This window comes from Duganella sp. Dugasp56 (assembly GCF_047304105.1).
Taxonomy (GTDB): domain Bacteria; phylum Pseudomonadota; class Gammaproteobacteria; order Burkholderiales; family Burkholderiaceae_D; genus Rugamonas; species Rugamonas hordei.
On the sequence record NZ_JBGLYQ010000013.1, the window covers coordinates 29,274 to 55,676 of the forward strand.

Below are 26,403 nucleotides of genomic sequence, written 5' to 3' on the forward strand. Positions count from 1 at the left end.
TCATTCTCCCCGGGTTTTGCCGGCCACCGGCGGCGCCGGCGAGAACGCCGGCTTCAGCTGGTCCCAGGTGTCGATCTCGTACGAGAACGGATCGTGGCTGCGGCCCTTGGGCACCTTGTGCTCCATCGCGCGCGGCACCACGCCGCCCAGGCCGCGGTACTGCACCAGCGGCCGGGTGTTTTCCTCCGGCTTGAGCGCCGCCACCTGCTGGCGGTGTACGGCGTGGAACTGGTTGATCTTGCTGGACGGATCGTTCAGGTCGCCAAACGCGAACACGTCGGCCGGGCACGCTTCGACGCAGGCCGGCGCCATGTCGGCCGCCAGCCGGTGCGAACAGAAGTCGCACTTGTCGGCCACTTCGGCGACCGGATCGATGTGGATGGCGCCGTAGGGGCAGGCCTTGATGCAGTCGCGGCTGCGGTCGCAGGCGGCGTCGTCGATGCGGACGATCCCGTCGGCGCCGCGCGCGATCGCATCGTTCGGACACGCCTTGAGGCAGGGCGCGTCCTCGCACTGCATGCACAGCGTCGGCAGGAAGGCGCGCCGGGTTGTCGGCTGATGGTTGTAGGGATTGACCGCGGCGTAATCGTAGTAGTACACCTTGGTGCGGAAGTGGCCGAGCGAGACCGAGTTCTCCACCTTGCACGCCACCGAACAGGCATGGCAGCCGATGCAGCGCTCAAGGTCGATCGCCATGCCCCATTTGGGGCCGGCCGCGATGGGTGTGGTCATCAGACTCTCCTTGAGAAACTTGAAAAATGCCGGGCCGTGCCAAGCGTCTCAGAAGATTAGACCACAAAAAAGACCCCGCGCAGTTCTTATGCGGCTTGCTGTTTCATGCGGGCGCGATACGCCGCCTGCTTGGCGCGGTTGCCGCAGATCGCCATGCTGCACCAGCGGCGCGCGTGGCCCTGGGTGCGGTCGTGGAACAGCAGCGTGCAGGTGGCCGACTCGCACTTTTTCACTTGCGTGAAATCGGCGGAGCAGACCAGGTCCGCCATCGCATCGGCGATCGGCGCCAGCAGCGTCGCCGGTGAGCGCCAGCGGCGCAGCGTCGTCCTGGCCAGGCCGGACACCGGTTCGTCTGCCGTCTCGCCGCCGGACGGCGCATCTTCGCGTATGCCGATGAGGCGATAGGTCTCGTCCTTCTCCAGCAAGGCGTTCAGCGGCGCCAGTTCCAGCAGCGCGCTTTTGGCCAGCATGCCGCCCTTGTGGCGGTACACAAACTCGCGAAACCATTCGCGCAACTCGCGCGCCTGCGAGGCCACCCGATCCAGTTCGGCCGGCGCGGCATTGGCGCGCATCCACGCCGCCGTCTCTGGCGGCAGCAAGCGCGCCTGCTCCAGCCACGACAGCAAATCTTCTCCGTTCGCCAGCCATTCGACCTGCTTGCCGGTGGGCTTGGCGACTGAATTCAAAAAGTCGAGACCAGGCGCATCGGCCAGGAACATGGCGGCAGGGCGGGTGTTCGTCATTCCAGTTTTCCCAAAGTGCGTTCTATGGCTCAAATATAACCTGATAAAAAGCGCTTGACAAGTTACTTTTGGCGATAGTAACCTGTATTTAGCATTTTAACGGGTTACTAAATTTAAGGAGCCAACCATGAATCCAGTCCACAACCGCACCGTCGACATCGACGGCCTGAACGTTTTTTATCGCGAAGCCGGTCCGGCCGATGCGCCCGCCATTCTTCTGCTGCACGGCTTTCCCAGCTCCAGCCACATGTTCCGCGATCTGATTCCGCTGTTGTCGCCGCACTTCCGCGTGGTGGCGCCGGACCTGCCGGGTTTCGGCCGCACGGACCTGCCGGGCCGCGACGCCTTCCACTACACCTTCGACGCGCTGGCCGGCGTGATCGACCGCTTTACCGAAAAAGTGGGACTGACGCGTTTTGCGATGTACGTGTTCGACTACGGCGCGCCGGTCGGCTGGCGCCTGGCGATGAAACATCCGGAGCGGATCGGCGCCATCATTTCGCAGAACGGCAACGCCTATGAGGAGGGACTGAGTGCAGGCTGGAATCCGATTCAGGCGTACTGGCGCGACCCCAGCGCGGAGAACCGCAACGCCCTGCGCGCCATGCTGACGCCGCAGACCACCGTGTTCCAGTACACCCACGGGGTGGCCGATCCATCGCTTGTTTCGCCGGACGGCATGGCGCTCGATGATCACTACCTGGCCCGCCCAGGAGCGGACGAGGTGCAGCTGGACCTGTTCCTGGACTATGCAAGCAATGTCGCGCTGTATCCCGCCTTCCACGATTACCTGCGCGCGCACCAGCCGGCCCTGCTGGCGGTATGGGGCAAGAACGATCCGTTCTTCCTGCCGGCCGGCGCCCAGGCGTTTGCGCGCGATGTGCCCAATGCAGATGTCCGCTTCTTCGACACCGGCCACTTCGCGCTGGAGACCCATGCCGGCGAGATCGGCGCCGCGATCATCGAATTCCTGACCAAATAAACGGAGGCCACACCATGAAAGACAATATTGAAATCATTCGCGACTTTTATGCGGCGCTGGCGGCTGAACAGGCGCCGCGCGCGCTGGCCCTGATGGCCGACGACATCGAGTGGACCACGATGTGGCAATACAAGGCGGAAGGGCGCGGCCCGCAAAAAGTCGCCGAAGGTGTGCTGATGCCGATGATGAAGGAGTGGCGCGAGGTGGCTTTCGTGCCGACCGAATTCATCGCGCAGGGCGCCGCCGTGGTGTCGCTGGGCGTGTTCAACGGCGTGCACGGCGCCACCGGGAAAAGCGCCGAGGCGCGCTATGCCCACGTATGGACGGTGGTCGATGGCCGCATCGCCAGCTTCCGCCAGTACATCGACACGCTGGCCGTCGCCGAGGCGTGCGCATGAGCGCCGCCACCGTGATCGTCACCGGCGCCAGCCGGGGCATAGGACGGGCCGCGGCGATACGCCTGGCGCGCGACTTCGCGCAGGTGGCGATCGTCGCCCGCAGCGCCGAGTCGCTGGCGGAAACGGCGGCGCGCATCCGCGAGGCCGGCGCGGAAGCGCTGGTGTTGAGCGGGGATCTGCGCGAACCGGAGGCCGCGCGGCGCGTCGTCGCCCGCACGCTGGAGCGTTTCGGTCGCGTCGACGCGCTGGTCAACGTGGCCGGGGCGGTGGCGCCGGCCGACCTGTTCTCGATGAGCGACGAGGAATGGGACGACGGACTGGCGCTGAAACTCCACGGCGCGCGCCGCCTCACCATCGCGGCGTGGGACGCGCTGAAGCAGTCGCGCGGCGCGGTGGTGCTGACCTCCGGCGCCACGGCACTGGCGCCCAAAGCGGCAATGGCCGCGGTGGGCACCGTCAATGCCGCGGTCAACGCGCTGGCCAAGGCATTTTCCGAGCGCGGCGTCGTCGACGGCGTGCAGGTCAACAGCGTGCTTCCGGGGCCGGTGCTCACCGACAGGCGCCGGGCGATGCTGGTCAAATACGCGCAAGCGCGCGGCCTGACGCTGGAAGACGGCATGCTGCGCTACGCCGCCGAGGCGGGCATCAGCCGTCTCGGGCAGCCGGAAGAAGTGGGGGATTTGATCGCCTTCCTGGTATCGCCGGCCGCTCGCTGGATGACCGGCGCCGCGGTGCGGATGGACGGCGGCGAGGTCGGCTCGGTGTGAGCCGCTCCTGCCTCACGCCGGCGTGCGCAGCGCAGCTGTGCGGCCGGCGTATTCCGTCAGCCAGTAGAGCAGGGCTGCGCCGTTGAAGGCCATGCCGGTCAGCAGCGCGGCGTGCCAGCCGTGCGTCGCGAACATCCAGCCGCCCAGCGCGGAGCCGAGCGCGCCGCCGGCGAAGAACAGCGCGAAGTACACGCCGTTCAAGCGGCTGCGCACTTCCGCGCCCAGCGAGAAGATGGCGCGCTGGCCCAGCACCAGGTTGGCCGCCACGCCCATGTCCAGCACGATGGACGCGATCACCAGGATGCCCAGCGCGACGTGGCGCAGCTCCGGAACCTGCGGCGCCACCAGTGGCAAGGCGAAGCCGGTCACGCCCAGCGCCAGCGCGGCGGCGGTGGCCATCAGCGTGTGGCCGGCGTCGGCCAGGCGGCCGGCGATGGGCGACGCCACCGCGCCGGCCATGCCGACCAGCGCGAAAATCGCGATGCCGGTTTGCGACAGGTGGAACTGCGGTCCGGCCAGCATCAGCGGCGTAACGGTCCAGAACAGGCTGAAGGAGCCGAACAGGCCGGCGTGATAGGCGGCGCGGCGGCGCAGCAGCGGCGTGCGCAGGAACAGGTGCCAGAGGGAGGCCATCAGCGCGGGATACGAGATCTTCGACGCCGGCATGCGCACCGGCAGCTTGGCGCGCAGCACCAGCGCCACCGCCAGCACGACCACGGCGGCGCCGCCGAACACCACATGCCAGTTGGACCAGTCCGCGATCAGGCTGGCGGCGGGGCGGGCCAGCATGATCCCCAGCAGCAGGCCGCTGACCACTTTGCCGACCGTGTGGCCGCGCGTGGCCTCCTTCGACAGATGCGCCGCGAACGGCACGATGATCTGCGCCGCAACGGAGCCCAGGCCGATGCCCAGCGCGGCGGTCAGGAACATCCAGGCGCTGGTGCTGAACGCGGCCAGCACCAGCATGGCGGACGTGAACAGCAGGCCGCCGACGATCAGGCGGCGGTTTTCCAGCAGGTCGCCCAGCGGCACCACGAACAGCAGGCCGAGGGTGTAGCCGATCTGGGTCAGCGTGACGATCAGGCCGGCCGCCTGGGCCGACAAGCCGGTGGCGGCGCTGATCGGCCCGACCAGCGTTTGCGCGTAGTACAAATTGGCGACGATCAGCCCCGTCGCCGCGGCCAGCAGCAGCACCATGCCGGGGCTGATGTCGTCTTTTGCGGTATTGCTCATGTTGATTCCTCAAGTGGGATGGGATGAGCAAATTCTAGGCAAAAGCGGGGCAAAGATAATTAGGGCATAATGGCCCTATACTTTTCACATTATGTGAACAATGGACAGATTGAAAGCCATGCAGACTTTCGTCCGCATTGTGGAGGCGAACAGCTTCACCAAGGCGGCCGAGACGCTGGACCTGCCGCGCGCCGCGCTGACGGCCACGATGAAAAACCTGGAAGCCTTCCTCGGCGTCCAGCTGCTGCAGCGGACCACGCGCCGGCTGTCGCTGACGCCGGACGGCGCCGACTACTTCCAGAAATGCCTGGACATCCTGCAGGCGGTGGAAGCGGCCGAGGACACGTTTCGCGGCCAGGCCGCCAACCGGCCCAAGGGACGGCTGCGGGTCGAACTGCCGGGCGCCGTCGGCCGCCTGCTGGTGATGCCGCACATCGCCGGCTTCTGCCGCGAGTATCCCGATATCGACCTGGTCGTCAGCCTGACCGAGCGCCTGGCCGACGTGACGCAGGAGGGCTTGGACTGCACGCTGCGCGTGGGCGAGCTGCAGGATTCGGCGCTGGTCGCGCGGCGCCTGGGCAGCATGCGCTTCCTGACCTGCGCCGCGCCGGACTACCTGGCGCGCCACGGCGTGCCGCAAACGCCGGACGACTTGCGCGCGCATCGCGGCATCATGCATTTTTCTGGCCGCACCGGCCGGCCTTTCGACTGGGACTACATGGTCGACGGCCGTGTCGTCATTGCCGATATCCGCGGCGCGATCGCCGTCACCGACCCGGAGGCCTATATCATCTGCGCCCTGCAGGGCATGGGCCTAATCCAGGCGGCGCGCTACCAGGTGCGCGACCACCTGGCCAGCGGCGCGCTGGTCGAGGTGCTGGGCGCAACGCTGCCGGCGCCGATGCCGATCTCGCTGGTGTATCCGCAGGGCCGCATGGCGTCGCCGCGTTTGCGCGTGTTCGCCGACTGGCTGGCGGGCCTGTTCCGCGGCGATCCGGACTTGCAAACTTGAGAATTGTAAAAGACATTGCAATAAAGCATGAGGCGGCGCCGTACGCACTATAATTCAGCGATGAAAATGCATCCTGCTTTGGTCGCCGTTGCGATCCTGTCGACCGTCTTGAGCGGCTGCGGCGGGGACTCCCGGCCTGTCGCGCCGGGTGGTCCGGTGGAACCTGCCGAGCCGCCGGTGACGCCACCGGTCGAACCTCCACCGGTGACGCCTCCAGTCACGTCTCCCGTTACGCCTCCGGTCGAGCCCCCGCTGATCGATCCCGACCATCCGCCAGACTGGATCACGCTGAAGGCGCACTGCGAAAATCCCCAGCCGGGCAGCGATGACGTACAGGGCACGCTGTACGACGAAATGAAATGGCTGCGCTCCTTCTTTGACGCCACCTATCTCTGGTACAAGGAGATTCCCACCAATCTGCGGCTGGAAGACTACCGCCGCGCGGTCGATTATTTCGCGGTACTGAAAACGCCGGTGGTGACGGCCTCCGGCCGCCTCAAGGATCGCTTCCACTTCACCTACCCGACGCCTGTATGGGAAGCGCTGTCCAATGCCGGCACCGAACTGGGATACGGCCTGACCTGGGTGCGCAACGCGGATCCGGCGGCACCGCGCGTGTGGAGGCTGACCATGGTGCATCCGGATTCGCCCGGGGCCGCGGCCGGCCTGCGGCGCGGCGACAACCTGGTATCGGTCGATGGCGTGGCCATCGCCGATTCCAGCGCGGCCGGCCTGGCGATGCCCAACGCCGGATTGTTCCCGGCCAAGGCCGGCGAAACGCACCAGTTCATATTGAACCGCGCCGGCGTCCAGATCAGCGTTGCGATGACGTCGGTGCAGCTGGCGAAGCCGCCGGTACAAAACGTCAAACTGCTCGATACGCCGACCGGCAAGGTCGGCTACCTGCTGTTCAACGAACACAATGCGGTGGCGGAGGGACAGCTGTTCAGCGCGTTCACGACGCTGAAACAGGCCGGCATCGCCGACCTGGTGCTGGACATGCGCTACAACGGCGGTGGCTATCTCAGCATCGCCGCCGAACTGGCCTACATGATCGCCGGGCCGCAGCCGACCGCCGGCAAGGTGTTCGAACGGCCCGTGTACAACGACAAGACCGTAGTGCAGCCGCCCCAGTATTTCCAGGCCACGGCGATGGGCTACAAGTCGGCGGCGACGGTCAAGAATGGCACGGCGCTGCCGTACCTGGGCCTGAAGCGGGTGACCGTCCTGACCACGCCGGGTACGTGTTCGGCGAGCGAGTCGGTGATCAACAGCCTGCGCGGAGTCGATATCGAGGTCAACCTGGTCGGCGGCGAGACTTGCGGCAAGCCGTACGCCTTCACGCCGGCCGACAATTGCGGCACCACCTATTTCGCCATCCAGTTCCAGGGCGTGAACAACAAGGGTTTCGGCGACTACGCGGACGGCTTCGCGCCGACCTGCCGCGCCGACGACGACCTCGCGCATGCGCTGGGCGATCCGGCCGAAGGCGTGCTGGCGGCGGCCCTGAGTTATCGCGCCACCGGAGCCTGCCCGGCGGTCGCGCTGCGCAGCCGCCAGATCTCCGGCGGCATGCTGCTGGTGCGGCCGGAAGCGAAGGAAATTTCGATCCGCGATCGCTGACGCACAAAGCCGACTATAATTTTCAAGGTCTCCGATGCCGGTGCAGGCATCGGCCTCTCAACCCTTGCTGGAAGCCCGTCCATGATTCGTTCCGCCATACTGCTTGCCTTTGCCACCACCACCGCCGGCGCCTTCGCCGCCGCTCCTGCCTCGCCACTGAGTACGATCTCCGAACGCTCCGGCTTCCAGAACACCGGCCGCTACGACGAAGTCGCCGACCTGTGTTCGCGCTTCCAGAAGGCGTATCCGAAGCAGGTGCGCTGCTTCAGCTTCGGCCGCACGCCGGAAGGACGGACCATGCTGGCGATGGCGGTTACCCGCACCGGCGCGCTGACCGCCGAGCAGGCGAAGAAACGCGGCATCCCGGTCATGCTGATACAGGGCGGCATCCACGCCGGCGAAATCGACGGCAAGGACGCCGGCTTCCTGGCGGTGCGCGAGGCGCTGGAAAACAAGGCGGCGCCGGGCGCATTGGACAAGCAGGTGCTGTTGTTCGTCCCGGTGTTCAACGTCGACGGCCACGAACGCTTCGGCAAGTGGAACCGTCCGAACCAGCGCGGCCCGGTGGAAATGGGCTGGCGCACCACGGCGCAGAACTACAACCTGAACCGCGACTACGTCAAGGCCGACGCGCCGGAAATGCAGGCCATGCTGGCGCTGGTGAACGCCTGGGATCCGCTGGCCTACATCGACCTGCACGTGACCGACGGCGCCAAGTTCCAGCCCGACGTCTCGATCCAGGTGGAGCCGGTGCACGGCGGCGACGAGGCGCTGAAGACCGCCGGCGCGGCGCTGCAGAACGCTGTCATGGCGGACCTGAAGTCGCAGGGTTCCGATCCCAAGCCGTACTATATTTCGTTCGACAAGGACGACGATCCGGCTTCCGGCTTCGTCGACAGCATGGCCACGCCGCGCTTCTCCACCGGCTACTTCCCGCTGCGTAACCGCTTCGCGATGCTGGTCGAGACCCACTCGTGGAAGGACTATCCGACCCGCGTGCGCATCACCCGCAACACCATCGTCTCGTTGCTGTCGCAGGTGGCCGCGCACGGCAAGGAATGGCAGAAGCTGACGCAGGAAGCGGACGCGCGCGCCGCCGCCATGGCCGGCGCCGAGGTCCCGATCAGCTACCGCACCACCTTCAACGTCAAGACCATCCAGTTCCCCGGCTATGAATACACGCGCGGCTACTCGGAAGTGTCGGGCGGTCTGATGACGCACTACGACGAGAGCAAGCCGCAGATGTGGACCGTGCCGCTGCGCGACGAAGTGGTGCCCGACCTGAAGATCGCCGCTCCGCAAGGGGGCTACCTGGTGCCTGCGGCCGATGCCGCATGGGTAGGCGCCAAGCTGGCGCAGCACGGCATCGGCTTCAAGGTGGTGGCGTCGGACCAGATGTCGGCCGAAGTCGAAACCTTCCGCGCGACCAAGACCAAATTCGGCGCGCAGTCGTTCGAAGGCCACCAGTCGCTGGCGGTGGAAGGCGACTGGTCGCGCGAGCGCCGCAGCCTGGCCAAGGGCGCGCTGTTCGTGCCGATCGCGCAGCCGAAGGCGCGCCTGGTGATGGCGATGCTGGAGCCGCGCGGCGCCGATTCGCTGCTGGCCTGGGGCGAGTTCAACAACGCCTTCGAGCGCAAGGAATACATGGAGGAGTACGTGGCCGAGGACGTCGCGCGCGAACAGCTGGAAGCCGATCCGACCCTGCGCGCCGAGTTCCAGAAAAAGCTCGACAGCGACGCGGAGTTCAACAAGAGCCCAGCCAAGCGGCTGGAATTCTTCGCCCGCCGCCATGCGTCATGGGATGAGCGCTTCAACCTCTACCCGGTGATGCGCACCGCGCAGAAGTACTAGTCAAAAACCAAGCAAAAAAAACGGGCCTCGGCCCGTTTTGTGTTGTAAGGCCTGGTCAGCCTTGTTGCAGCGGGATGATGCCGGGCACGGTAGCCGGCGTCGAGCATGGCTCCTCGTCGAAGGCGATGTCGCCCAGCGGGTTGGCCTGGCCGTCGGCCTTGATGTCCTTGAAGCCGAACAGGTCGCGGTCCATCAGGTGCGACGGCACCACCGTCGACAATGCCGAGAAGATGTTCTCGACGCGGCCCGGATGCTTCTTCTCCCACTCGCGCATCAGGCCCTTGATCTGCTTGCGCTGCAGGTTTTCCTGCGAGCCGCACAGGTCGCACGGGATGATGGGGAAGCCTTTGACTTCGGCGTAGCGCTCGGTGTCTTCTTCCTTCACGTAGGCCATCGGGCGGATCACCATGTGCTTGCCGTCGTCCGACACCAGCTTGGCCGGCATGCCCTTGAGCTTCCCGCCGAAGAACATATTCAGGAAGAAGGTCTCGAGGATGTCGTCGCGGTGGTGGCCCAGCGCGATCTTGTTGCAGCCCAGTTCATCGGCCACGCGGTACAGGATGCCGCGGCGCAGGCGCGAGCACAGCGAGCAGGTGGTTTTGCCTTCCGGGATCAGGCGCTTGACGATGCTGTAGGTGTCCTGATTCTCGATGTGGAACGGGATGCCCAGCTGCTTCAGGTAGGCCGGCAGGATGTGGTCGGGGAAGTTGGGCTGCTTCTGGTCCAGGTTGACGGCGACGATCTCGAAGTCGATCGGCGCGCGCTCGCGCAGCGTCATCAGGATGTCCAGCAGCGCGTAGCTGTCCTTGCCGCCCGACAGGCAGACCATGACCTTGTCGCCCTGCTCGATCATGTTGAAGTCGCCGATGGCCTGGCCGACCAGACGGCACAGGCGCTTGTGCAGCTTGTTGTTTTCCAGCGCGATTTTTTCGGCCGACTTGCCGGCCGGCTTGTCGATCGCCGCGGCCGCTACGTTGTCCAGTACTGCGTTCATACGTTTTCCTTGATTTTGAATACTTCCACGCCCACGCCTTCGCAGTCGGGATACACGTCCGGCTTCATGGTCGACACGCGGGCCGCGCGCACGCGCGGGTGTTCCAGCATGGCGTGCACGATGTCGTCGCACAGGCTTTCCTGCAGATGCACGTGGCCGCGCGCCATCAGCTTGGCGATGGTGTCGCGCATGAAGTCGTAGTCCACCACTTCCTCCAGCTGGTCCTTGACCGGGGTGGAGACGGCCAGCGGGATGTACAGGTCGACGTTGATCAGCAGGCGCTGCTCGCCCTTTTTCTCGAACTCGTAGACGCCGATGTTGATCAACACTTCGTAGTTGCGCAGGAACAGGCGGCGGCAGTCGTTCAGTTGCGGGTGAATCAGGGCGGACAGCATGGATAACCTTCTTTCGATTTTAAATTTATTTGGCCAAAAACATCACGTCGCGCGGCAGCGCCATCAGGTGCTGGCCGCCGTCGACCAGCAGCGTGGTGCCGGTCAGCGCGCGCGCCGTGGCGGCGTAGACCACGCTGTCGGCGATATCTTCCGGGGTGCTGGAGCGGCCCAGCGGGGTTTGCCGGTGCGCTTGGGCGAAGCCGGCTTCGGTCTGGTCGCCGGACACCATCGTGATGCCGGGCGCGATGCCGACCACCCGCACCGTCGGCGCCAGCTGCTGCGCCAGCATCGTGGTGGCGGTGTGCAGGGCCGCCTTGGACAGGGTGTACGACAAAAAATCAGGATTGAGATTGTACAGTTTTTGGTCGAGCAGGTTGATGACGACGGTTTGCGCGCCGGCCGGCGTGGCCGCGTGCAGCGCCTGCGCCAGCAGCACCGGCGCGGCGACGTTGGCGCGCATGTGGGCGTCCAGCCGGGCGGCGGTGAAGTCGGCGGCGTTGTCGTAGTCGAACAGCGAGGCGTTGTTGACCACGCAGCCCACGGGCCCCAGCGCGGCCATGACGCGCGGCAGCAGCGCGCGCACCGCGTCCTCGTCGGACAGGTCGCACTGCAGCGCGACGGCGCGCCGGCCCAGCGCGGCGATCTCCGCCGCCACCTGGCGCGCCTCCGCCTCCGAGGCCCGATAGTGCACCGCCACGTCCCAGCCGGCGCGCGCCAGGCCGAGCGCGATGGCGCGGCCGATGCGGCGCCCGGCGCCGGTGACGAGGGCGGTTCCGGCCCCGGATGAATTGTCCTGTGCTGTGATCATGCTGTCCAAAATGAGTGGTTCTGGCGGCGACGCGCGCCGATTCGCTACAATGCCGGTTATGTCCCTACCCGTACCTTCCAGTGACGCGCTGGCCGCGTCCCACGCCCTGCAGCACCTGATCGCCGCCGAAATCGAGCGCAACGACGGTGCCATCTCCTTCGCCCGCTATATGGAACTGGCGCTGTACGCCCCCGACCTGGGTTATTACAGCGGCGGCTCCGCCAAGCTGGGCAAAGATGGCGATTTTACAACCGCGCCCGAGCTCACGCCGCTGTTCGGCGCCGCCCTGGCACAGGTCGCAGCCGCTATTATCGCCCAAAGCGCGCCGAACATCCTCGAATTCGGCGCCGGCACCGGCAAGCTGGCGTTCGACATCCTGACCGAGATGGCCACCGCCGGCGTGCACGTCGAGCGCTATTTCATCGTCGAGCTGTCGGGCGAGCTGCGCATGCGCCAGCAGGAAAAGCTGCGCGGCTTTGCGCAGGTGGTGTGGCTGGACGAGTTCCCGGACGCCTTCGACGGCGTGGTGGTCGGCAACGAGGTGCTCGACGCGATGCCGGTCCACCTGGTCACCAAGCACCCGGACGGCTGGCAGGAGCTGCGCGTGACGGTGCGCGACGGCCGCTTCGCCTACCTGGAGGCGCCGGCCGGCGAGGAGCTGCAGGCGCAGATCGCGCTGCAGATCGCCGAACATGACAGCCTGCCGGTCGGTTACGTGACCGAAGTGCATGGCGTGGCCTGCGGCTTCATGGCGACGCTCTCGCGCATGCTGCGCAACGGCCGCGCCAACGCCGCCATGCTGTTCGATTACGGCTTCCCGGCGCACGAATATTATTTCGGCCAGCGCGCGGCCGGCACGCTGATGTGCCACTACCGCCACCACGCGCACGCCGACCCGTTTTATTACCCCGGCCTGCAGGACATCACCGCCCATGTCGATTTCACCGCGATGGCGCTGGCGGCGCAGGAGGCCGGCGTCGAGGTGCTGGGCTATATGAACCAGGCCGGCTTCCTGATCGGCGCCGGTGCCGGCGAGCTGCTGCTGCGCACCGACCCGTCCGACACCATGGCCTACCTGCCGCAGGCCGGCGCGCTGCAAAAACTGCTGTCGCCGGCCGAGATGGGCGAGCTGTTCAAGGTATTGGTGATCGGCAAGAACGTCATCTTGCCGGACGCCATTACCGCCCACGACCGTACCCACCGTTTGTAGATAGAATGGCACAATAGGCAGAATAGCAAGCGTTTTCCGCAGCAGTTCGCCGGGTTGGCGGGCGCGAGATCGGATATGATGAATGACGCGCGCTCGCCGGCAAACAATTAGGAATGATGGGAAAGATACACACACACTATGACAACCTGAAGGTGTCGCGCATGGCGCCGCAGGAAGTCATACGTGCCGCCTACAAGGCGCTCAGCCAAAAATACCACCCGGACAAAAATCCGGGGGATGAGAAGGCTGCGCGCATCATGGCTATTCTTAACAGCGCCTACGACACCCTGTCCGACGCCCAGCGCCGCAAGGAACACGACGAGTGGATCGCCGCCGAGGAGTGGGAGATCGAGTGGCTGGAGAGCACCCGCCACGAGGATGGCCGCGGCGGCGACAAGCATCGCCACGACGCGCCCGAACGCGCCTGGGGCCCGGAGCATGTCAGCGAGGTGCAGCACACCCGGCGCCTCGGCGGCTGGCGGCTGTGGGGCAGCCTGGCGGCCTGCCTGGCGCTGGGCTGGGCCGGCGGCGCGACCATGGTTTCCGATCAGCACCTGCTGTCGTCCGCGCTGGCGGCGGCCTGGGGCGGCAAGGCTGGCAAGGACGACGACGCCCCGGCCAAGCCCGAGGAGCGCGCCGTCAAGCCCGACGCCAAGAGCGAGCTGCGCGAGGCCTGGGCGACGACGCGGCCGTATTATCCGGAAGCGAACGGCGCCAAGCCGGCGCCGATCAAGGTGCTGGCTTTGTCGCAGGTGATATTGCCGAGCGCCGGCGCCGATTGCGACGCCGAAGCGCAGACCCTGGTCGCGCCGAACGGCGAGCCGTGGCCGACGCAGTCGGGCTACATGACCGGCTTCCCGGTCAGCAACCGGGGCGAGGACATGCAGCTGACGCTCGACAACGCCGGCAATGCCTCGTCGGTGTTCATCAAGGTCTACGACACCGAGCGCCACGCCAATGTGCGCTACGCCTATGTGCAGGCGCACGACAAGCTGGTGGTGGACAAGCTGGCCAACGGCAAATACGAAATCCGCTACCAGAACATCGATATCGGCGCCAACCAGAGCGGCTGCGCGCCGGCCGGACCGCAATCGAGCCGGACGGCGGCCGCCGGCGCCGAGGCAGCGGCGCCGGCGCCGGTCAACAACTAAGTCTTCAGAACCGGGTCTTCAGAACTCTTCCCAGCCCCCGTCCAGTTCTTCCTTCGGCTTGGCTGCCGGCCTGGCCGCTGCCTTTGCCGCTGGTGCCGCGGCTGGTTTTGCCGCAGCCTTGGCCGCCGTCAGCCGCGGCGCGGCAGCCTTGGCCGGCGCCGGCCGCGCCGCCTTGACCGCCGGACGCGGTGCGGCCACGGCCGGGCCGCCGCTCAGTTTGAAGACGCTGACCGAGGCCGACAGCGTGGCCGCCTCGTCCTGCATGCTTTGCGCGGCAGCGGCGGCCTGCTCGACCAGCGCGGCGTTCTGCTGCGTCATTTCGTCCATCTGCGAAATCGCTTCGTTGACCTGCTCGATGCCCAGGCTTTGCTCGTTGCTGGCCGAGGTGATCTCCGCCATGATGTCGGCCACCTGCTGTACCGACGTGACGATCAGGCCCATGGTCTGGCCGGCCTCGTCGACCACCGCGCTGCCGCCGTCGACCTTTTCCACCGAATCGTCGATCAGCACCTTGATCTCCTTGGCCGCCGTGGCCGAGCGCTGCGCCAGGCTGCGCACCTCGGATGCCACCACCGCGAAGCCGCGTCCCTGTTCGCCGGCGCGCGCCGCTTCAACGGCGGCGTTGAGCGCCAGGATGTTGGTCTGGAAGGCGATGCCGTCGATGACGCCGATGATGTCGACGATCTTGCTGGAGCTGGCCTTGATCGACCCCATGGTGTCGACCACCTGCGCCACCAGCTCGCCGCCGCGCGTGGCCACCGACGACGCCGAGATCACGAGCTGGTTGGCCTGGCGCGCGTTGTCGGCGTTCTGCTTGACGGTCGACGTCAGCTGTTCCATCGACGAGGCGGTTTCCTCCAGCGAGCTGGCCTGCGATTCGGTGCGGCCGGACAGGTCCATGTTGCCGGTGGCGATCTCGCCCGAGGCCTGGCTGATGGTGCTGGTGCTGCGCCGCACTTCGTGCACGGTGGAAGCCAGGCTGTCGTTCATGTGCTTGAGCGCGGTCAGCAGCTCGCCGGTCTCGTCCTGCGAGTGCACCTCGATGCGGGTGGTCAGGTCGCCGGCGGCGACCGACTTGGCGATGTCGACCGCCTCCTCCAGCGGGCCGGTGATCGAGGCGGTGATCCACAGCGCCAGGGCGGCCGAGGCGATCAGCGCGACCACGCCCATGACGATCATCATGTTGCGCGAAAAATCGATGTGGCCGGTGGCGACCTTGCCGCCGTCCTCGATGTCGGCCTTCTGCTGCTTGACCATGGCGCTGGTCAGTTCCAGCAGCGCGTCCAGGTCGGGGAAGGTTTCCTTGTTCATCAGCTCGGCGGCCTTGTCCCTGTCGTCCGCCTCGACCATGTCGGCCACCTTCAGGAACGACACGCTGTAGGCGGCGCGCGCGGCCTGGATTTTCGCCAGCAGCGCCTTTTCCTCCGGCGTGTCGGTCAGCGCGGCCAGCGTGGCCAGCGCGGCGTCGATGGTCTTCTTGTCCTGGTCGATCCGCTCGTAGCTCTTGGCGCGCAGCGCCTTGTCGGTGACGACGAACAGGGCCAGCACGCGGCGCGCGTCCTCGCGCGCGGCGCTGTCGATGACGGAGGCGGCCGAGGCGCTGGGCCAGTCGCGTTCGACGATGCCCTTGGTGCTGCTGCTGATGGAGCCGAAGCGGCCGATCGCCGTCGCGATCATGATCAGCATCAGCAGGACCATCAGGCCGAAGCCGGCGCTGAGACGGGTTTTTATCTTGTAGTCGGTCAGGTTCATGATTGCCTAATTGAGGTGTGGTTCAGGTGGCGGCGACATCCATCAGGCCCATCTCTTCGCTGGACATCAGCTTGTCGATGTTGACCAGGATGAGCATGCGTTCGTCGATGGTGCCCAGCCCGATCATGTAGTCGGAACTGAAGGCGGTGCCCATCTCCGGCGCCGGCTTGACCTGCTCCGGTGTCAAGGTGGTGACGTCGGAAACCGAATCGACCACCATGCCGACCACGCGGCCGTTGATGTTGAGGATGATGACGACGGTGAACTGGTCGTACACCGGCGCGCCGAGGTTGAACTTGATGCGCATGTCGACCACCGGGATGATGATGCCGCGCAGGTTGATCACGCCCTTGATGAACTCCGGCGCGTTGGCGATGCGGGTCACCGCTTCGTAGCCGCGGATCTCCTGCACCTTGAGGATATCGATGCCGTATTCTTCGGAGCCGAGGGTGAAGGCCAGGAACTCCCTGCCGGCGATATCCGAGGCATTTTCTTGCATGACGAACGCTCCCTGTTATTGTCCTTGAAATGTTGATCCCCGCGTTGCCTGCATCAGTCGTCCGCGGCGCCGCGATCCTTACAAATGGCGTATCAAGAGTATCAGAGTCGGCAGGCGATGACGAGCCTGGAAAAGTCGCGTATTGTAAAAACGCGCACCTCTGTTGCTATCGTTTCCGATGGGGGTTGTCACAGGGGGGGAATCTGATTATGCTAGGCTTAAGATTAGCCTAGCGCCCCACCAGGAGACCGTATGACCGATTCCACCGCCGCAGACGACAACTGGCTGATCGACGAAGACGAAGAAGAGCTTCCGGTCGCCGGTCTGGGCGCCCCGGATCAGCGTTTATGGCGGGTGCTGATCGTCGACGACGACGTCGACGTCCACGCCGTCACCCGCCTGGCGCTGCGCAATGTCAGCTTCAAGGGCCGCGAGCTGGAACTGTTCTCGGCCTACAGCGGCCGCGAAGCCTACGACATCCTGCGCGACACGCCGGACATCGCGCTGGTGCTGCTGGATGTGGTGATGGAGACCGACGACGCCGGCCTGATCCTGGCGCGCCGCATCCGCGAGGAACTGCATAATCCTATCGTGCGGGTGGTGCTGCGCACCGGCCAGCCGGGCCAGGCGCCCGAGCAGCGCGTGATCATCGAATACGACATCAACGACTACAAGGCCAAGACCGAGCTGACCACGCAGAAGCTGTTCACCACGGTGATCTCGGCGCTGCGCGCGTACGAAAGCCTGAACATGCTCGAGCGCAGCCGCATCGGCCTGGGCAAGATCCTGGCCGGCGCCACCAACCTGTACCAGATCCACTCGCTGCGCGAATTCGCCTCCGGCGTGCTGAACCAGGTCAGCGCTATCCTCGACGTCGGCTCGGACGGCGTGCTGTGCCTGATGCAGGGCGACACCGGCGTCACCACCGTGGTGGCGGCCACCGGCGGCTACGCCCAGCTCAACGAGTCGGAACTGATGCCGACCGGGCACCCGCTGTGGCCGACCATCGCCAAGGCCTTCGCCGAGAAAAAGAGCCAGTTCGACCACCCGGCCAACGTGCTGTTCATCCACACGCAGGAAAACCGCGAGGTGGCCATTTCCGTCACGCCGCCATGGCCGCTGGCGCAGATCCAGCGCGACCTGCTGGAAGTGTTCTGCCAGCGCATCGCCGCCGCGTTCGACAACCTGTACATGTTCGGCCAGCTGCGCAAGGCGCAGGAGGCCACCGTGGTGGCGCTGGCCGACCTGGCCGAGTTCCGCGACAGCGGCACCGGCGGCCATGTGCGCCGGGTGCAGATGCTGTCGTCGTCGCTGGCCAACCGGCTGGCCGAGCGCGGCGTCTATGCCGACGAGATCACGCCGCAGCTGCTGGAGATGATAGGCCTGGCCAGCATCCTGCACGACGTGGGCAAGGTCGCCACGCCGGACCACATCCTGCTCAAGCCGGGACCGCACACGCCGGAAGAGCGGGCCGAGATGCAGACCCACGCGGCGGTCGGCAAGTCGATCCTGGAGCGCGCCGCCCACATGGTCGACGGCGTCAGCTACCTGACCTACGGCGCGGAAATCGCCGGCGGCCACCACGAGCACTTTGACGGCAACGGCTATCCGAACCAGCTGGCGGGGCGCGCGATTCCGATCTCGGCGCGCATCGTCGCGGTGGTCGACGTGTTCGACTCGCTGCTGCACGAGCGTCCGTACAAGGAGCCGTGGCCGCACACCGAAGTGATGACCTACATTAAGGACCGCGCCGGCAAGCAGTTCGATCCCGAGGTCGTCGCCGCGCTGCTGGACCTGATCGAGCGCGATCCGACCATCGGCCACACGCCGGACTGAGCCAGATCGAATCATGCCATGCCAACCACCACCGCCCCCCATGACGGCGAACTGCGGCCGGTGCGCGGCGCGCTGCTGAAGAAACTCAGCGGCGACGAAGGCATGTTTGCGCTGGGCGCGTCGGTGGCGCGCGTGGTGCAGCTGGCCGATTCCGACGACCAGGGCACGCAGAGCCTGGCCTATTACGTGCTGTCGGACGTGGCGCTGACGCAGAAGGTGCTGCGGCTGGCCAACACGCCGACCTACCGCGCCGCCGGCGGCACCGCCGTCACCACCATCTCGCGCGCGATCTCCCTGCTCGGCTTCGACAACGTCAAGACCACGGCGATGGCCATGCTGCTGGTCGACACGCTGGCCAACAGCCGCCACGCGCACAGCGTGCGGGTCGAGCTGGAGGCGGCGCTGTGCGCCAGCCTGGTCGGCCGCGAAATGGCGCGGCTCAGCGTCTACCAGGGCGCCGAGGAGGCGGCGATCGGCGCGCTGTTCAAGAACATCGGCGCGCTGGTGGTGGCCTCGCACGAGCACGCGCTGTTCCGCGAGATCGCGCTGCTGACGGCGGCCGGCAAGCTGACGCAGGCGCAGGCCGCGCTGCAGGTGCTGGGCTGCAGCTACGACAGCCTGTCGGCCGCCATCCTCAACGAATGGAAGATCCCCGACGTGATCGTGCGCTCGCTGGCGCCGCTGCCGCCGGGCGCGCAGAAGCCGGCCGCCAGCCGCCAGGAGTGGATGCGCCAGGTGGTCTCGTTCAGCATGGACACGGCGCGGCTGCTGGCGCGGCGCCTGCCGGCCGACGGCGACGAGGGCAGGGCGCTGGCGCAGCGCTACGGCGCGGCGCTGAACCTCGACCCCGACCGGCTGGCGCTGCTGTTCAGCACCGTGGCGCGCGACATGGACGGGCTGCTGGAGAGTTTGCAGATGGGCGGGCAGGCCGACCCCGACGAACCCGGCGCGGGCCTGCCCAGCGTGCTGGCGCAGGCGGCGATGGGCGCGGCCGAGCCGCAGCAGGGCACCCACCCCAGCGGCAAGCCATACAACGCGCGCGACCTGCTGCTGGCCGGCGTGCAGGAGGTGACGCAGATGCGCGCCGGCGGCCACGGCAAGGTCAACGACATCATCCAGGCGGTGCTGGAGACGCTGTACCGCGGCATGGGCTTCCGCTTCGCCGCGGTGTGCCTGAAGGACGTGCGCAGCGGCCAGTACCGGGCGCGCGTGGCGTTCGGCGAGCGCCATGCGGAGCTGCAGGCGGGCTTCGTGTTCCCGGTGTCCAGCGACGGCAGCCTGTTCCACCTGGCGATGGAGAACAACGCCGACCTGATGATCGCCGACGCCAGCGCGCCGAAGATCCGCGCGCTGCTGCCGGAATGGCACCGCAAGCTGCTGCCCGACGCGCGCAGCTTCATCGTGCTGCCGCTGGTGGTGAACGGGGTGCAGCTCGGCCTGTTCTACGCCGACCGCGCGCTGCCGGCGGCGGAAGGCGTGCCGCCCGACGAGACCTCGCTGATCCGCGCGCTCAAGGGGCAGGTGCTGGTGGCGCTTACGCCGGCGTGACGCTGGCCTCGGCCGCCGCGGCGGCCGAAGCCGCGCTGCGCACCATCGCCTCGAACTGGGCCACCGGCATCGGCCGCGCGAACAGGTAGCCCTGCGCCTCGTCGCACTGCTTGGAGCGCAGGAAGTCGCGCTGCGCCTCGGTCTCCACGCCCTCGGCCACCACGCCCAGGCCCAGCGAATGGGCCAGCGCGATGGTGGCGGCGACGATCACCGCGTCGTTCGGATCGCTCTCGATATCCTTGACGAAGCCGCGGTCGATCTTGATGCGGTCGATCTCGAACAGCTTCAGATAGCTCAGCGACGAATAGCCGGTGCCGAAATCGTCGATCGCCACCTTGATGCCGCGCGAACGCAGCTCGACCAGCAGCGCGCGGCTGCGTTCCGGATCCTGCATCGCGGCCGATTCGGTGATCTCCAGTTCCAGCAGCGACGGCGCGATGCCGTGGCTGGCGATCAGCCGGTCCAGGTGCGGCAGCAGGCCGGGGCCGTGGCACTGGCGCGCCGACAGGTTGACCGCCAGCCGCAGGTGGGCCAGCTCCGGCGTGCGCCACGACGCCAGCAGCCCGCTGGCGCGCTGCAGCACCCAGTCGCCCAGCGGCAGGATCAGGCCCGATTCCTCGGCGATCGGAATGAAGCGGTCCGGCCCCACCATGCCCAGCTCCGGATGGTGCCAGCGCAGCAGCGCCTCGGCGCCGATGATGCGCTGCGTGGCCAGTTCGACCTGCGGCTGCAGGTACAGCTCGAATTCGTTTTGCTCCAGCGCCTGCCACAGGCGGTTCTCCAGCAGCAGGCGCTCGTGGGTGGCGGTGTTCATCGCGGCCGAGAAGAACTGGAAGTTGCCGCGGCCCTGGCTCTTGGCCGCGTACATCGCGGTGTCGGCGTGGCGCAGCAGGGTGCTGCCGTCATCGCCGTCGGACGGGAACATGGCGACGCCGACGCTGGCGCCGCTGTGCACGGCCTTGCCTTGCAGCTGGTACGGCGCGCTCAGCGAGTCGACGATGCGCACGGCGATGTTGGACGCCTCGTCCGGCGTGACCGGGCCGGAGGTGACGACGATGAATTCGTCGCCGCCGAGGCGGGCGATGATGTCGACTTCGCGCATCAGCTCCCGCAGGCGCTGGGCCACCGCCGCCAGCAGCAGGTCGCCGGTCTGGTGGCCGTGGGTGTCGTTGATTTTCTTGAAGTGGTCGAGGTCGATGAACAGCACGGCGGCGCTGCCGTTGGCGCGGCGCGTCTGCGCCAGCAGCTGGTCCAGCCGCAGGTTCAGCGACAGCCGGTTATCGAGGCCGGTCAGCGTGTCGTGGTGGGCCAGGCGGTGGATGCGTTCCTGCGCCAGCTGCTGCTCGGTCAGGTCGTGCAGGATGGCGACGAACAGGTGCTCGTCGGGCAGCTCCACCTCGCTGACCGACATCGCCAGCGGGAACTCGCTGCCGTCGCTGCGCCAGCCGGGCAGCTCGTATTCATGGGTGACGCCGCAGGCGATCATGCGCAGCAGGCCGGCCGCGTCGAGGCCGGCGGCGTCGCCGACGCCGACCGGCAGCAGGCGGTCCAGCCGCAGCTTGATCATGTTTTCCGGCGCGTAGCCGAACAGGCGGCCGGCGGCGGCGTTGGCCGACATCAGCACGCCGTCGCCGTCGATGGTGAGGATGGCGTCGGCCGCCTTGTTCAGGATCGCCTGCAGCCTGGCCTCGCGCTCGCGCAGGCGCGAGGTGCTGTCCTTGACCTGGGCCTGGATGCGCGCGCGCTCGCCGCTGATCAGCATCATCAGGGTGCCCAGCAAACCGGTCAGCAGCAGGCCGCAGGTCAGCACGGTCCAGCTTTGCCAGCCGCGCTGCTGCTGCAGGTATTGCGGCGTCGGCGCCAAGGTTAGTTCGTAGATGCGGCCGCCGAAGTGCAGCTGGCGCTGGAAGTCGTCCGGCTCGACCGCGCGCCGCAGGTTGTCGCGCACCACGCGGCGCGGGCCGTCGTCGTCCATGTCCTCGAAGCGCAGCAGGAAGTGGCCGAACTCGGAGCGCTTCAGCGCCTGGTCAAGGAAGGCGCCGAACTGCATCGAGATCAGCAGCGAGCCGATGGCCTGGTGGCGGTTGTTGTTCGGATAGACAGTTTGCATCAACAGCAAGCCGGGGCCGTTCAGCGTGCGCGCCAGCTGCAGCGGCGCGGTGGCGGTGGGCTGGCCGGACTGGATCGCGCGCTCCAGCGCGGCGCGGCGGCTGTCCTCGGACAGGAAGTCCAGCCCCAGGTAGGCGCGGGCCGGGGCCGGTTCGACAAAGGTGGAGACGAAATAGCGCTGGCGCGGCGGCGCCACGCGCAGGGCGTCGGCGTCGTCGCGCTGGCGGATCGCGTAGTCGGGCGCGACGTGGACGCGGGCCCAGGCCTCGAACGCGCCGCGCTCGTTGCCGGCCACCGGCATCAGCCAGGCCATCGACAGCAGCTCGGGGCGCTGGTCCAGGTAGCCGTGCGCCAGGTTGCTGAAGTCGTCCGCGCTGAGTGTGCGGCGCGGATCGTTGAGGGCCTTGGCCATCGCGTAGACGAAGCGTTCGTGTTCGCTGAACTGGGCCTGCAGCAGGTCGCCGGTCTGCTGCGCCTTGAGGCGGAAGGTTTGCAGCTGCTGGCTGTTTTCCCAGCGGTCGGCCTGCAGGTAGATGGCGATGAAGGCGGCCGCCGACAGCAGCAGCGGCAGGCCGACCAGCAGGCGCCGGCGCGACCACAGCGCGCGTGGGCGGCCGACGACGATCCACGTCAGCGGCGCGGCCAGCAGGATGCCGATGGTGTCGCCCATCCACCAGGCCAGCCAGTCGAAGATCACGGTGTCCCAGCGCAGGATGCCGACCAGCACCATGCCGCCCAGCGCGATGCTGCTGCAGACCACGGTGACCGTGCAGGCCAGCAGGATGAAGCGCACCACGTCGCGGCCGGAGCCGATGCCGGGATCGATGTAGCGGCGGAACAGGCCGCTGCCCAGCCATGCCTGCAGGGTGGCGCCGACGGCGGCGCCCAGCGCGCCCAGCAGCGCGGCGGAGGTGATGCCGGTGGGGCTGAGGGCGGGGTAGACCAGGTTGATCGCCAGCGCGCCCAGCGTGACGGCCGGCAACAGGCGGGCGCCGCCGGTCACGCAGCAGGCCAGCGCGATGCCGGCCGGCAAGAAGATGGGGGAAGCATAACCGGGCGGCAACGCCAGCAGCAGACCGAGGCGGCCGGTACCGAAATAAAGGGCCAGCAGGCCCAGGTTCGCCAGCACCAGGCTGCGCAGACTACCGCTACGATTGTTCAACTGCGGGGCTCCAGATGTCACAATGGTCAGCCGATTGTATAGGAATTCGTTCAACATAAAAACAACACTTGCACATTTGCAGGAGGTGCAGTTAAAATCTCGCCCCGAAGCAGACGGTTCATCCTTCCAGCGCGAAAAAACGCAGTAAAAGCGCAAGGCGGGGTTGACAGGTCAAGGTAATTGCTTCATACTCTGCGGTTCCTCGCGGAGGGGTGGCCGAGTGGTTAAAGGCGACAGACTGTAAATCTGTTCTTTCGAGTACGCTGGTTCGAATCCAGCCCCCTCCACCAAGTTGTTGCAGGAAGACTGAGTGGTGCAGTGATAGAAGTGAAGAATTGAACAATCCTCGCGGGTGTAGCTCAATGGTAGAGCAGAAGCCTTCCAAGCTTACGACGAGGGTTCGATTCCCTTCACCCGCTCCAGTGTTGTTGCAATGCAGATGCGCAAGCAGGGCATCGTGAGCAGTACCCAATAAGCCCTTGTAGCTCAGTGGTAGAGCACTCCCTTGGTAAGGGAGAGGCCACGTGTTCAATCCACGTCAAGGGCACCAGAATTCGCAGTATCCGCAGCACCGCAGCATATATATAAGTACATACGCAGCATCATCAAGACAGTCGGGCGCGAGCCCAGGCAATCACACCAAATCGTTAGGAGTCTAAAATGGCAAAAGAGAAATTCGAGCGGACCAAGCCGCACGTTAACGTCGGCACCATCGGCCACGTCGACCACGGCAAGACCACCCTGACCGCTGCGATCGCAACTGTTCTGTCGAAGAAATTCGGCGGCGAAGCTAAAGCATACGACCAGATCGATGCTGCTCCGGAAGAAAAAGCACGCGGCATCACCATCAACACCGCGCACGTCGAGTACGAAACCGCCGGCCGTCACTACGCTCACGTTGACTGCCCAGGCCACGCCGACTACATCAAGAACATGATCACCGGCGCAGCGCAGATGGACGGCGCGATCCTGGTTTGCTCCGCAGCCGACGGCCCTATGCCACAGACCCGCGAGCACATCCTGCTGGCCCGTCAGGTTGGCGTTCCATACATCATCGTGTTCCTGAACAAGTGCGACCTGGTCGACGACGCGGAACTGCTGGAACTGGTCGAAATGGAAGTTCGTGAATTGCTGTCGAAATACGAATTCCCGGGCGACGACGTGCCTATCATCAAGGGTTCGGCCCGTATGGCGCTGGACGGCAAAGAAGGCGAAATGGGCGTTGACTCGATCATGCGTCTGGCCGATGCGCTGGATTCGTACATCCCTACGCCAGAGCGCGCAGTGGACGGCGCCTTCCTGATGCCAGTGGAAGACGTGTTCTCGATCTCGGGTCGCGGTACCGTTGTGACCGGTCGTATCGAGCGCGGCATCATCAAGGTCGGCGAAGAGATCGAAATCGTCGGCATCAAAGATACCGTCAAGACCACTTGCACCGGCGTGGAAATGTTCCGCAAGCTGCTGGACCAGGGTCAAGCCGGCGACAACGTCGGTCTGCTGCTGCGCGGCACCAAGCGTGAAGACGTGGAGCGTGGCCAGGTTCTGGCCAAGCCAGGTTCGATCAAGCCGCACAACCACTTCACCGGCGAGATCTATGTCCTGTCGAAAGACGAGGGCGGCCGTCACACCCCGTTCTTCAACAACTATCGTCCACAGTTCTACTTCCGTACGACTGACGTGACCGGTTCGATCGAACTGCCAGCGGACAAAGAAATGGTTATGCCAGGCGACAACGTGTCGATCACCGTCAAGCTGATCAACCCGATCGCGATGGAAGAAGGTCTGCGCTTCGCAATCCGCGAAGGCGGCCGTACCGTTGGCGCAGGTGTTGTGGCGAAAATCATCGCCTAAGGAATAGTGGTCGTACCACCAGGGGCGTCTCTGGTGGTATAATCGTTATCCTTTGTAGTTTTACGTAGGGACGTAGCTCAATTGGCAGAGCGTCGGTCTCCAAAACCGAAGGTTGGGGGTTCGATGCCCTCCGTCCCTGCCACCGTTTTCAGGTGCAGGGCACCGAAAGTAAATATAAATGTCAAATCAATCCGTGCAGACCGTCAGCACGTCGAATGACAAGATTAAGGTTGCTCTGGCAATAGCCGTTGCAATCGCAGGTGTGGTCGGGTTTTATTACCTGTCAGACAAACCAGCTCTCGTACGCGCAGGCGCACTTGTAGCTGGTTTGGCTTTTGCCGTTCTGCTCTTGTGGACCTCGACGACTGGCCGTGAATTCCTGAATTTCGCCAAAGAAGCCGTACGCGAAACGAAAAAGGTCGTTTGGCCTACCCGTCGCGAAGCTACCCAGATCACTGGCATCGTGTTTGCCTTTGTGCTGGTGATGGCGTTGTTCCTGTGGGGCACGGATAAGACACTTGAGTTCCTGTTGTACGACGTCATTCTGGGTATACGAAAATAATGAGCGAAAATGTGCAAGATGGCGCGGCGGGCGTCCCCGGGCCGGGTGACGATCAGCCGCAAGATGCTGGCGCAGCGCCAATCAGCGTACCGGTGAGCAACAAGCGCTGGTACGTTGTACATGCGTATTCCGGCATGGAAAAAAGTGTCCAGCGTGCCCTGATGGAGCGCGTCGAGCGCGCCGGCATGCAGGAGCAGTTTGGCCAGATCCTGGTGCCGACCGAAGAAGTGGTCGAAGTCCGCAACGGCCAAAAATCCGTCACCGAGCGTCGTTTCTTCCCGGGTTATGTGCTGGTTGAGATGGAAATGACCGACGAAACGTGGCACTTGGTGAAAAACACCAACAAGGTGACCGGCTTCATCGGCGGCAAATCGAACAAGCCGACCCCGATTCCAGCGCGCGAGATCGACAAGATCATGCAGCAGATGCAAGAGGGTGTCGAGAAGCCGCGGCCGAAAGTGCTGTACGAAGTGGGCGAGCAAGTCCGCATCAAGGATGGCCCGTTCACCGATTTCAACGGCAATGTCGAAGAAGTCAACTACGAGAAATCCAAAGTGCGCGTGTCGGTTACCATCTTCGGTCGCGCCACTCCGGTGGAACTTGAGTTCGGCCAGGTCGAAAAAGTATAAGCAGCACCGTTCGCCAGAACGGGCGACGGTGTGAAAACCACCGCAAATCTGGCGCAAGAGGAGCCCTGCCCTGCAGAACACGCATGGTGGGGCGCTACTACTCATATCCAAGATAGGAGCCATCATGGCAAAGAAAATCATTGGTTTTATCAAGCTGCAAGTGCCAGCTGGTAAAGCAAACCCATCCCCACCGATCGGTCCAGCTCTGGGTCAACGCGGTCTGAACATCATGGAATTCTGCAAAGCGTTCAACGCGCAGACCCAAGGTATGGAACCAGGCATGCCGATTCCAGTCGTGATCACCGCGTTCGCTGACAAGTCCTTCACCTTCGTGATGAAGACCCCTCCAGCGACCTACCTGATCAAGAAGCACTCGGGCGTCACCAAAGGTTCGCCGAAGCCACATACCGACAAAGTCGGTAAGCTGACCCGCGCTCAAGCTGAAGAAATCGCTAAATTGAAAACCCCAGATCTGACCGCTGCCGACATGGATGCTGCTGTACGCACCATCGCTGGTTCCGCACGTTCGATGGGCATCACGGTGGAAGGTCTGTAA

The 26,403-nt window shown here is 65.6% G+C and carries 23 protein-coding genes and 4 tRNA genes; 18 read left to right on the top strand and 9 right to left on the bottom strand.

Annotated features, from left to right (window positions below; all coding sequences use genetic code 11):
* Both ACCD07_RS11110 and ACCD07_RS11115 read right to left on the bottom strand, forming a co-directional pair.
* Positions 1–732 carry a 4Fe-4S dicluster domain-containing protein gene (locus ACCD07_RS11110; RefSeq protein WP_413447377.1) on the bottom strand — a complete coding sequence of 244 codons (732 nt, stop codon included), beginning with the start codon at positions 730–732 and terminating at the stop codon, positions 1–3.
* 86 nt (positions 733–818) lie between these two features.
* On the bottom strand, positions 819–1,475 hold the full coding sequence (locus ACCD07_RS11115; protein ID WP_413447378.1) for a CGNR zinc finger domain-containing protein: 657 nt from the start codon (positions 1,473–1,475) through the stop codon (positions 819–821).
* A 127-nt stretch (positions 1,476–1,602) separates the two neighbouring features.
* Here ACCD07_RS11115 and ACCD07_RS11120 point away from each other — a divergent pair, with 127 nt between their 5' ends.
* From ACCD07_RS11120 to ACCD07_RS11130, 3 genes are read left to right on the top strand one after another with little or no spacing between them, the layout of a single operon-like run.
* A complete protein-coding gene (locus tag ACCD07_RS11120; RefSeq protein ID WP_413447379.1) occupies positions 1,603–2,457 on the top strand; it encodes an alpha/beta fold hydrolase in 855 nt (284 codons plus the stop codon).
* A gap of 14 nt (positions 2,458–2,471) precedes the next feature.
* On the top strand, positions 2,472–2,855 hold the full coding sequence (locus ACCD07_RS11125) for a nuclear transport factor 2 family protein (RefSeq protein ID WP_413447380.1): 384 nt from the start codon (positions 2,472–2,474) through the stop codon (positions 2,853–2,855).
* Positions 2,852–3,622 (top strand): SDR family oxidoreductase, encoded by a 771-nt coding sequence (locus ACCD07_RS11130; protein ID WP_413447381.1) that lies wholly within the window; start codon positions 2,852–2,854, stop codon positions 3,620–3,622. Before ACCD07_RS11125 ends, ACCD07_RS11130 begins: the two co-directional genes overlap by 4 nt.
* Before the next feature lie 12 nt (positions 3,623–3,634).
* Here the strand turns inward: ACCD07_RS11130 and ACCD07_RS11135 are convergent, their stop codons facing one another.
* Positions 3,635–4,855 carry an MFS transporter gene (locus tag ACCD07_RS11135; RefSeq protein ID WP_413447382.1) on the bottom strand — a complete coding sequence of 407 codons (1,221 nt, stop codon included), beginning with the start codon at positions 4,853–4,855 and terminating at the stop codon, positions 3,635–3,637.
* Between the two features lie 118 nt (positions 4,856–4,973).
* Here ACCD07_RS11135 and ACCD07_RS11140 point away from each other — a divergent pair, with 118 nt between their 5' ends.
* The 3 genes from ACCD07_RS11140 (at position 4,974) to ACCD07_RS11150 (ending at position 9,341) form a co-directional block, all read left to right on the top strand.
* On the top strand, positions 4,974–5,867 hold the full coding sequence (locus tag ACCD07_RS11140; protein WP_413447383.1) for a LysR family transcriptional regulator: 894 nt from the start codon (positions 4,974–4,976) through the stop codon (positions 5,865–5,867).
* A 66-nt stretch (positions 5,868–5,933) separates the two neighbouring features.
* The gene (locus tag ACCD07_RS11145) at positions 5,934–7,490 is read left to right on the top strand and encodes a S41 family peptidase (RefSeq protein WP_413447384.1); all 1,557 of its coding nucleotides are present in this window, start codon (positions 5,934–5,936) and stop codon (positions 7,488–7,490) included.
* An 81-nt stretch (positions 7,491–7,571) separates the two neighbouring features.
* Positions 7,572–9,341 carry a M14 family metallopeptidase gene (locus ACCD07_RS11150; protein WP_413447385.1) on the top strand — a complete coding sequence of 590 codons (1,770 nt, stop codon included), beginning with the start codon at positions 7,572–7,574 and terminating at the stop codon, positions 9,339–9,341.
* 55 nt (positions 9,342–9,396) lie between these two features.
* Here the strand turns inward: ACCD07_RS11150 and ttcA are convergent, their stop codons facing one another.
* From ttcA to ACCD07_RS11165, 3 genes are read right to left on the bottom strand one after another with little or no spacing between them, the layout of a single operon-like run.
* Entirely contained in the window at positions 9,397–10,335 is a 939-nt protein-coding gene (gene ttcA / locus ACCD07_RS11155) for a tRNA 2-thiocytidine(32) synthetase TtcA (RefSeq protein WP_176652919.1), read from the bottom strand.
* A complete protein-coding gene (locus ACCD07_RS11160; RefSeq protein WP_176652918.1) occupies positions 10,332–10,730 on the bottom strand; it encodes a dihydroneopterin aldolase in 399 nt (132 codons plus the stop codon). The genes ttcA and ACCD07_RS11160 overlap by 4 nt, the downstream gene beginning before the upstream one ends.
* 25 nt (positions 10,731–10,755) lie before the next feature.
* A complete protein-coding gene (locus tag ACCD07_RS11165) occupies positions 10,756–11,538 on the bottom strand; it encodes an SDR family oxidoreductase (protein WP_413447386.1) in 783 nt (260 codons plus the stop codon).
* A gap of 58 nt (positions 11,539–11,596) precedes the next feature.
* Between ACCD07_RS11165 and ACCD07_RS11170 the strand changes: the two genes are divergently transcribed.
* Positions 11,597–12,748 carry a class I SAM-dependent methyltransferase gene (locus ACCD07_RS11170; RefSeq protein WP_413447387.1) on the top strand — a complete coding sequence of 384 codons (1,152 nt, stop codon included), beginning with the start codon at positions 11,597–11,599 and terminating at the stop codon, positions 12,746–12,748.
* A 116-nt stretch (positions 12,749–12,864) separates the two neighbouring features.
* Positions 12,865–13,899 (top strand): J domain-containing protein, encoded by a 1,035-nt coding sequence (locus ACCD07_RS11175; RefSeq protein ID WP_413447425.1) that lies wholly within the window; start codon positions 12,865–12,867, stop codon positions 13,897–13,899.
* An 18-nt stretch (positions 13,900–13,917) separates the two neighbouring features.
* On the opposite strand, the gene ACCD07_RS11180 is transcribed toward ACCD07_RS11175, so the two are convergent.
* A complete protein-coding gene (locus ACCD07_RS11180) occupies positions 13,918–15,651 on the bottom strand; it encodes a methyl-accepting chemotaxis protein (protein WP_413447388.1) in 1,734 nt (577 codons plus the stop codon).
* A gap of 22 nt (positions 15,652–15,673) precedes the next feature.
* Positions 15,674–16,150, bottom strand: coding sequence for a chemotaxis protein CheW (locus tag ACCD07_RS11185; RefSeq protein ID WP_176652914.1), 477 nt, complete (start codon positions 16,148–16,150; stop codon positions 15,674–15,676).
* Between the two features lie 252 nt (positions 16,151–16,402).
* Here ACCD07_RS11185 and ACCD07_RS11190 point away from each other — a divergent pair, with 252 nt between their 5' ends.
* Complete coding sequence (locus ACCD07_RS11190) at positions 16,403–17,986, top strand: DUF3369 domain-containing protein (RefSeq protein WP_176652913.1); 1,584 nt, start codon at positions 16,403–16,405, stop codon at positions 17,984–17,986.
* An 18-nt stretch (positions 17,987–18,004) separates the two neighbouring features.
* Positions 18,005–19,534, top strand: a complete 1,530-nt coding sequence (locus ACCD07_RS11195) for an HDOD domain-containing protein (protein ID WP_413447389.1) — start codon at positions 18,005–18,007, stop codon at positions 19,532–19,534.
* On the opposite strand, the gene ACCD07_RS11200 is transcribed toward ACCD07_RS11195, so the two are convergent.
* Positions 19,521–22,805 (bottom strand): EAL domain-containing protein, encoded by a 3,285-nt coding sequence (locus ACCD07_RS11200; protein WP_413447390.1) that lies wholly within the window; start codon positions 22,803–22,805, stop codon positions 19,521–19,523. The two genes, ACCD07_RS11195 and ACCD07_RS11200, sit on opposite strands and share 14 nt — an antisense overlap.
* A 206-nt stretch (positions 22,806–23,011) precedes the next feature.
* On the opposite strand from ACCD07_RS11200, the gene ACCD07_RS11205 reads away from it, so the two are divergent.
* The 8 genes from ACCD07_RS11205 (at position 23,012) to rplK (ending at position 26,403) form a co-directional block, all read left to right on the top strand.
* A tRNA-Tyr gene (locus ACCD07_RS11205) sits at positions 23,012–23,095 on the top strand.
* A 58-nt stretch (positions 23,096–23,153) separates the two neighbouring features.
* Positions 23,154–23,227: transfer RNA gene (locus ACCD07_RS11210), tRNA-Gly, on the top strand.
* Positions 23,228–23,280: 53 nt separating this feature from the next.
* Positions 23,281–23,355, top strand: a tRNA-Thr gene (locus tag ACCD07_RS11215).
* 110 nt (positions 23,356–23,465) lie between these two features.
* Entirely contained in the window at positions 23,466–24,656 is a 1,191-nt protein-coding gene (tuf, locus tag ACCD07_RS11220) for an elongation factor Tu (protein ID WP_209720678.1), read from the top strand.
* A gap of 66 nt (positions 24,657–24,722) precedes the next feature.
* Positions 24,723–24,798: transfer RNA gene (locus ACCD07_RS11225), tRNA-Trp, on the top strand.
* Between the two features lie 36 nt (positions 24,799–24,834).
* On the top strand, positions 24,835–25,218 hold the full coding sequence (gene secE / locus ACCD07_RS11230) for a preprotein translocase subunit SecE (protein WP_008444107.1): 384 nt from the start codon (positions 24,835–24,837) through the stop codon (positions 25,216–25,218).
* Entirely contained in the window at positions 25,218–25,847 is a 630-nt protein-coding gene (nusG, locus tag ACCD07_RS11235; RefSeq protein WP_353404756.1) for a transcription termination/antitermination protein NusG, read from the top strand. The genes secE and nusG overlap by 1 nt, the downstream gene beginning before the upstream one ends.
* Positions 25,848–25,971: 124 nt before the next feature.
* Positions 25,972–26,403: a 50S ribosomal protein L11 gene (gene rplK / locus ACCD07_RS11240; protein ID WP_093561569.1), complete on the top strand. Its 432-nt coding sequence runs from the start codon at positions 25,972–25,974 to the stop codon at positions 26,401–26,403.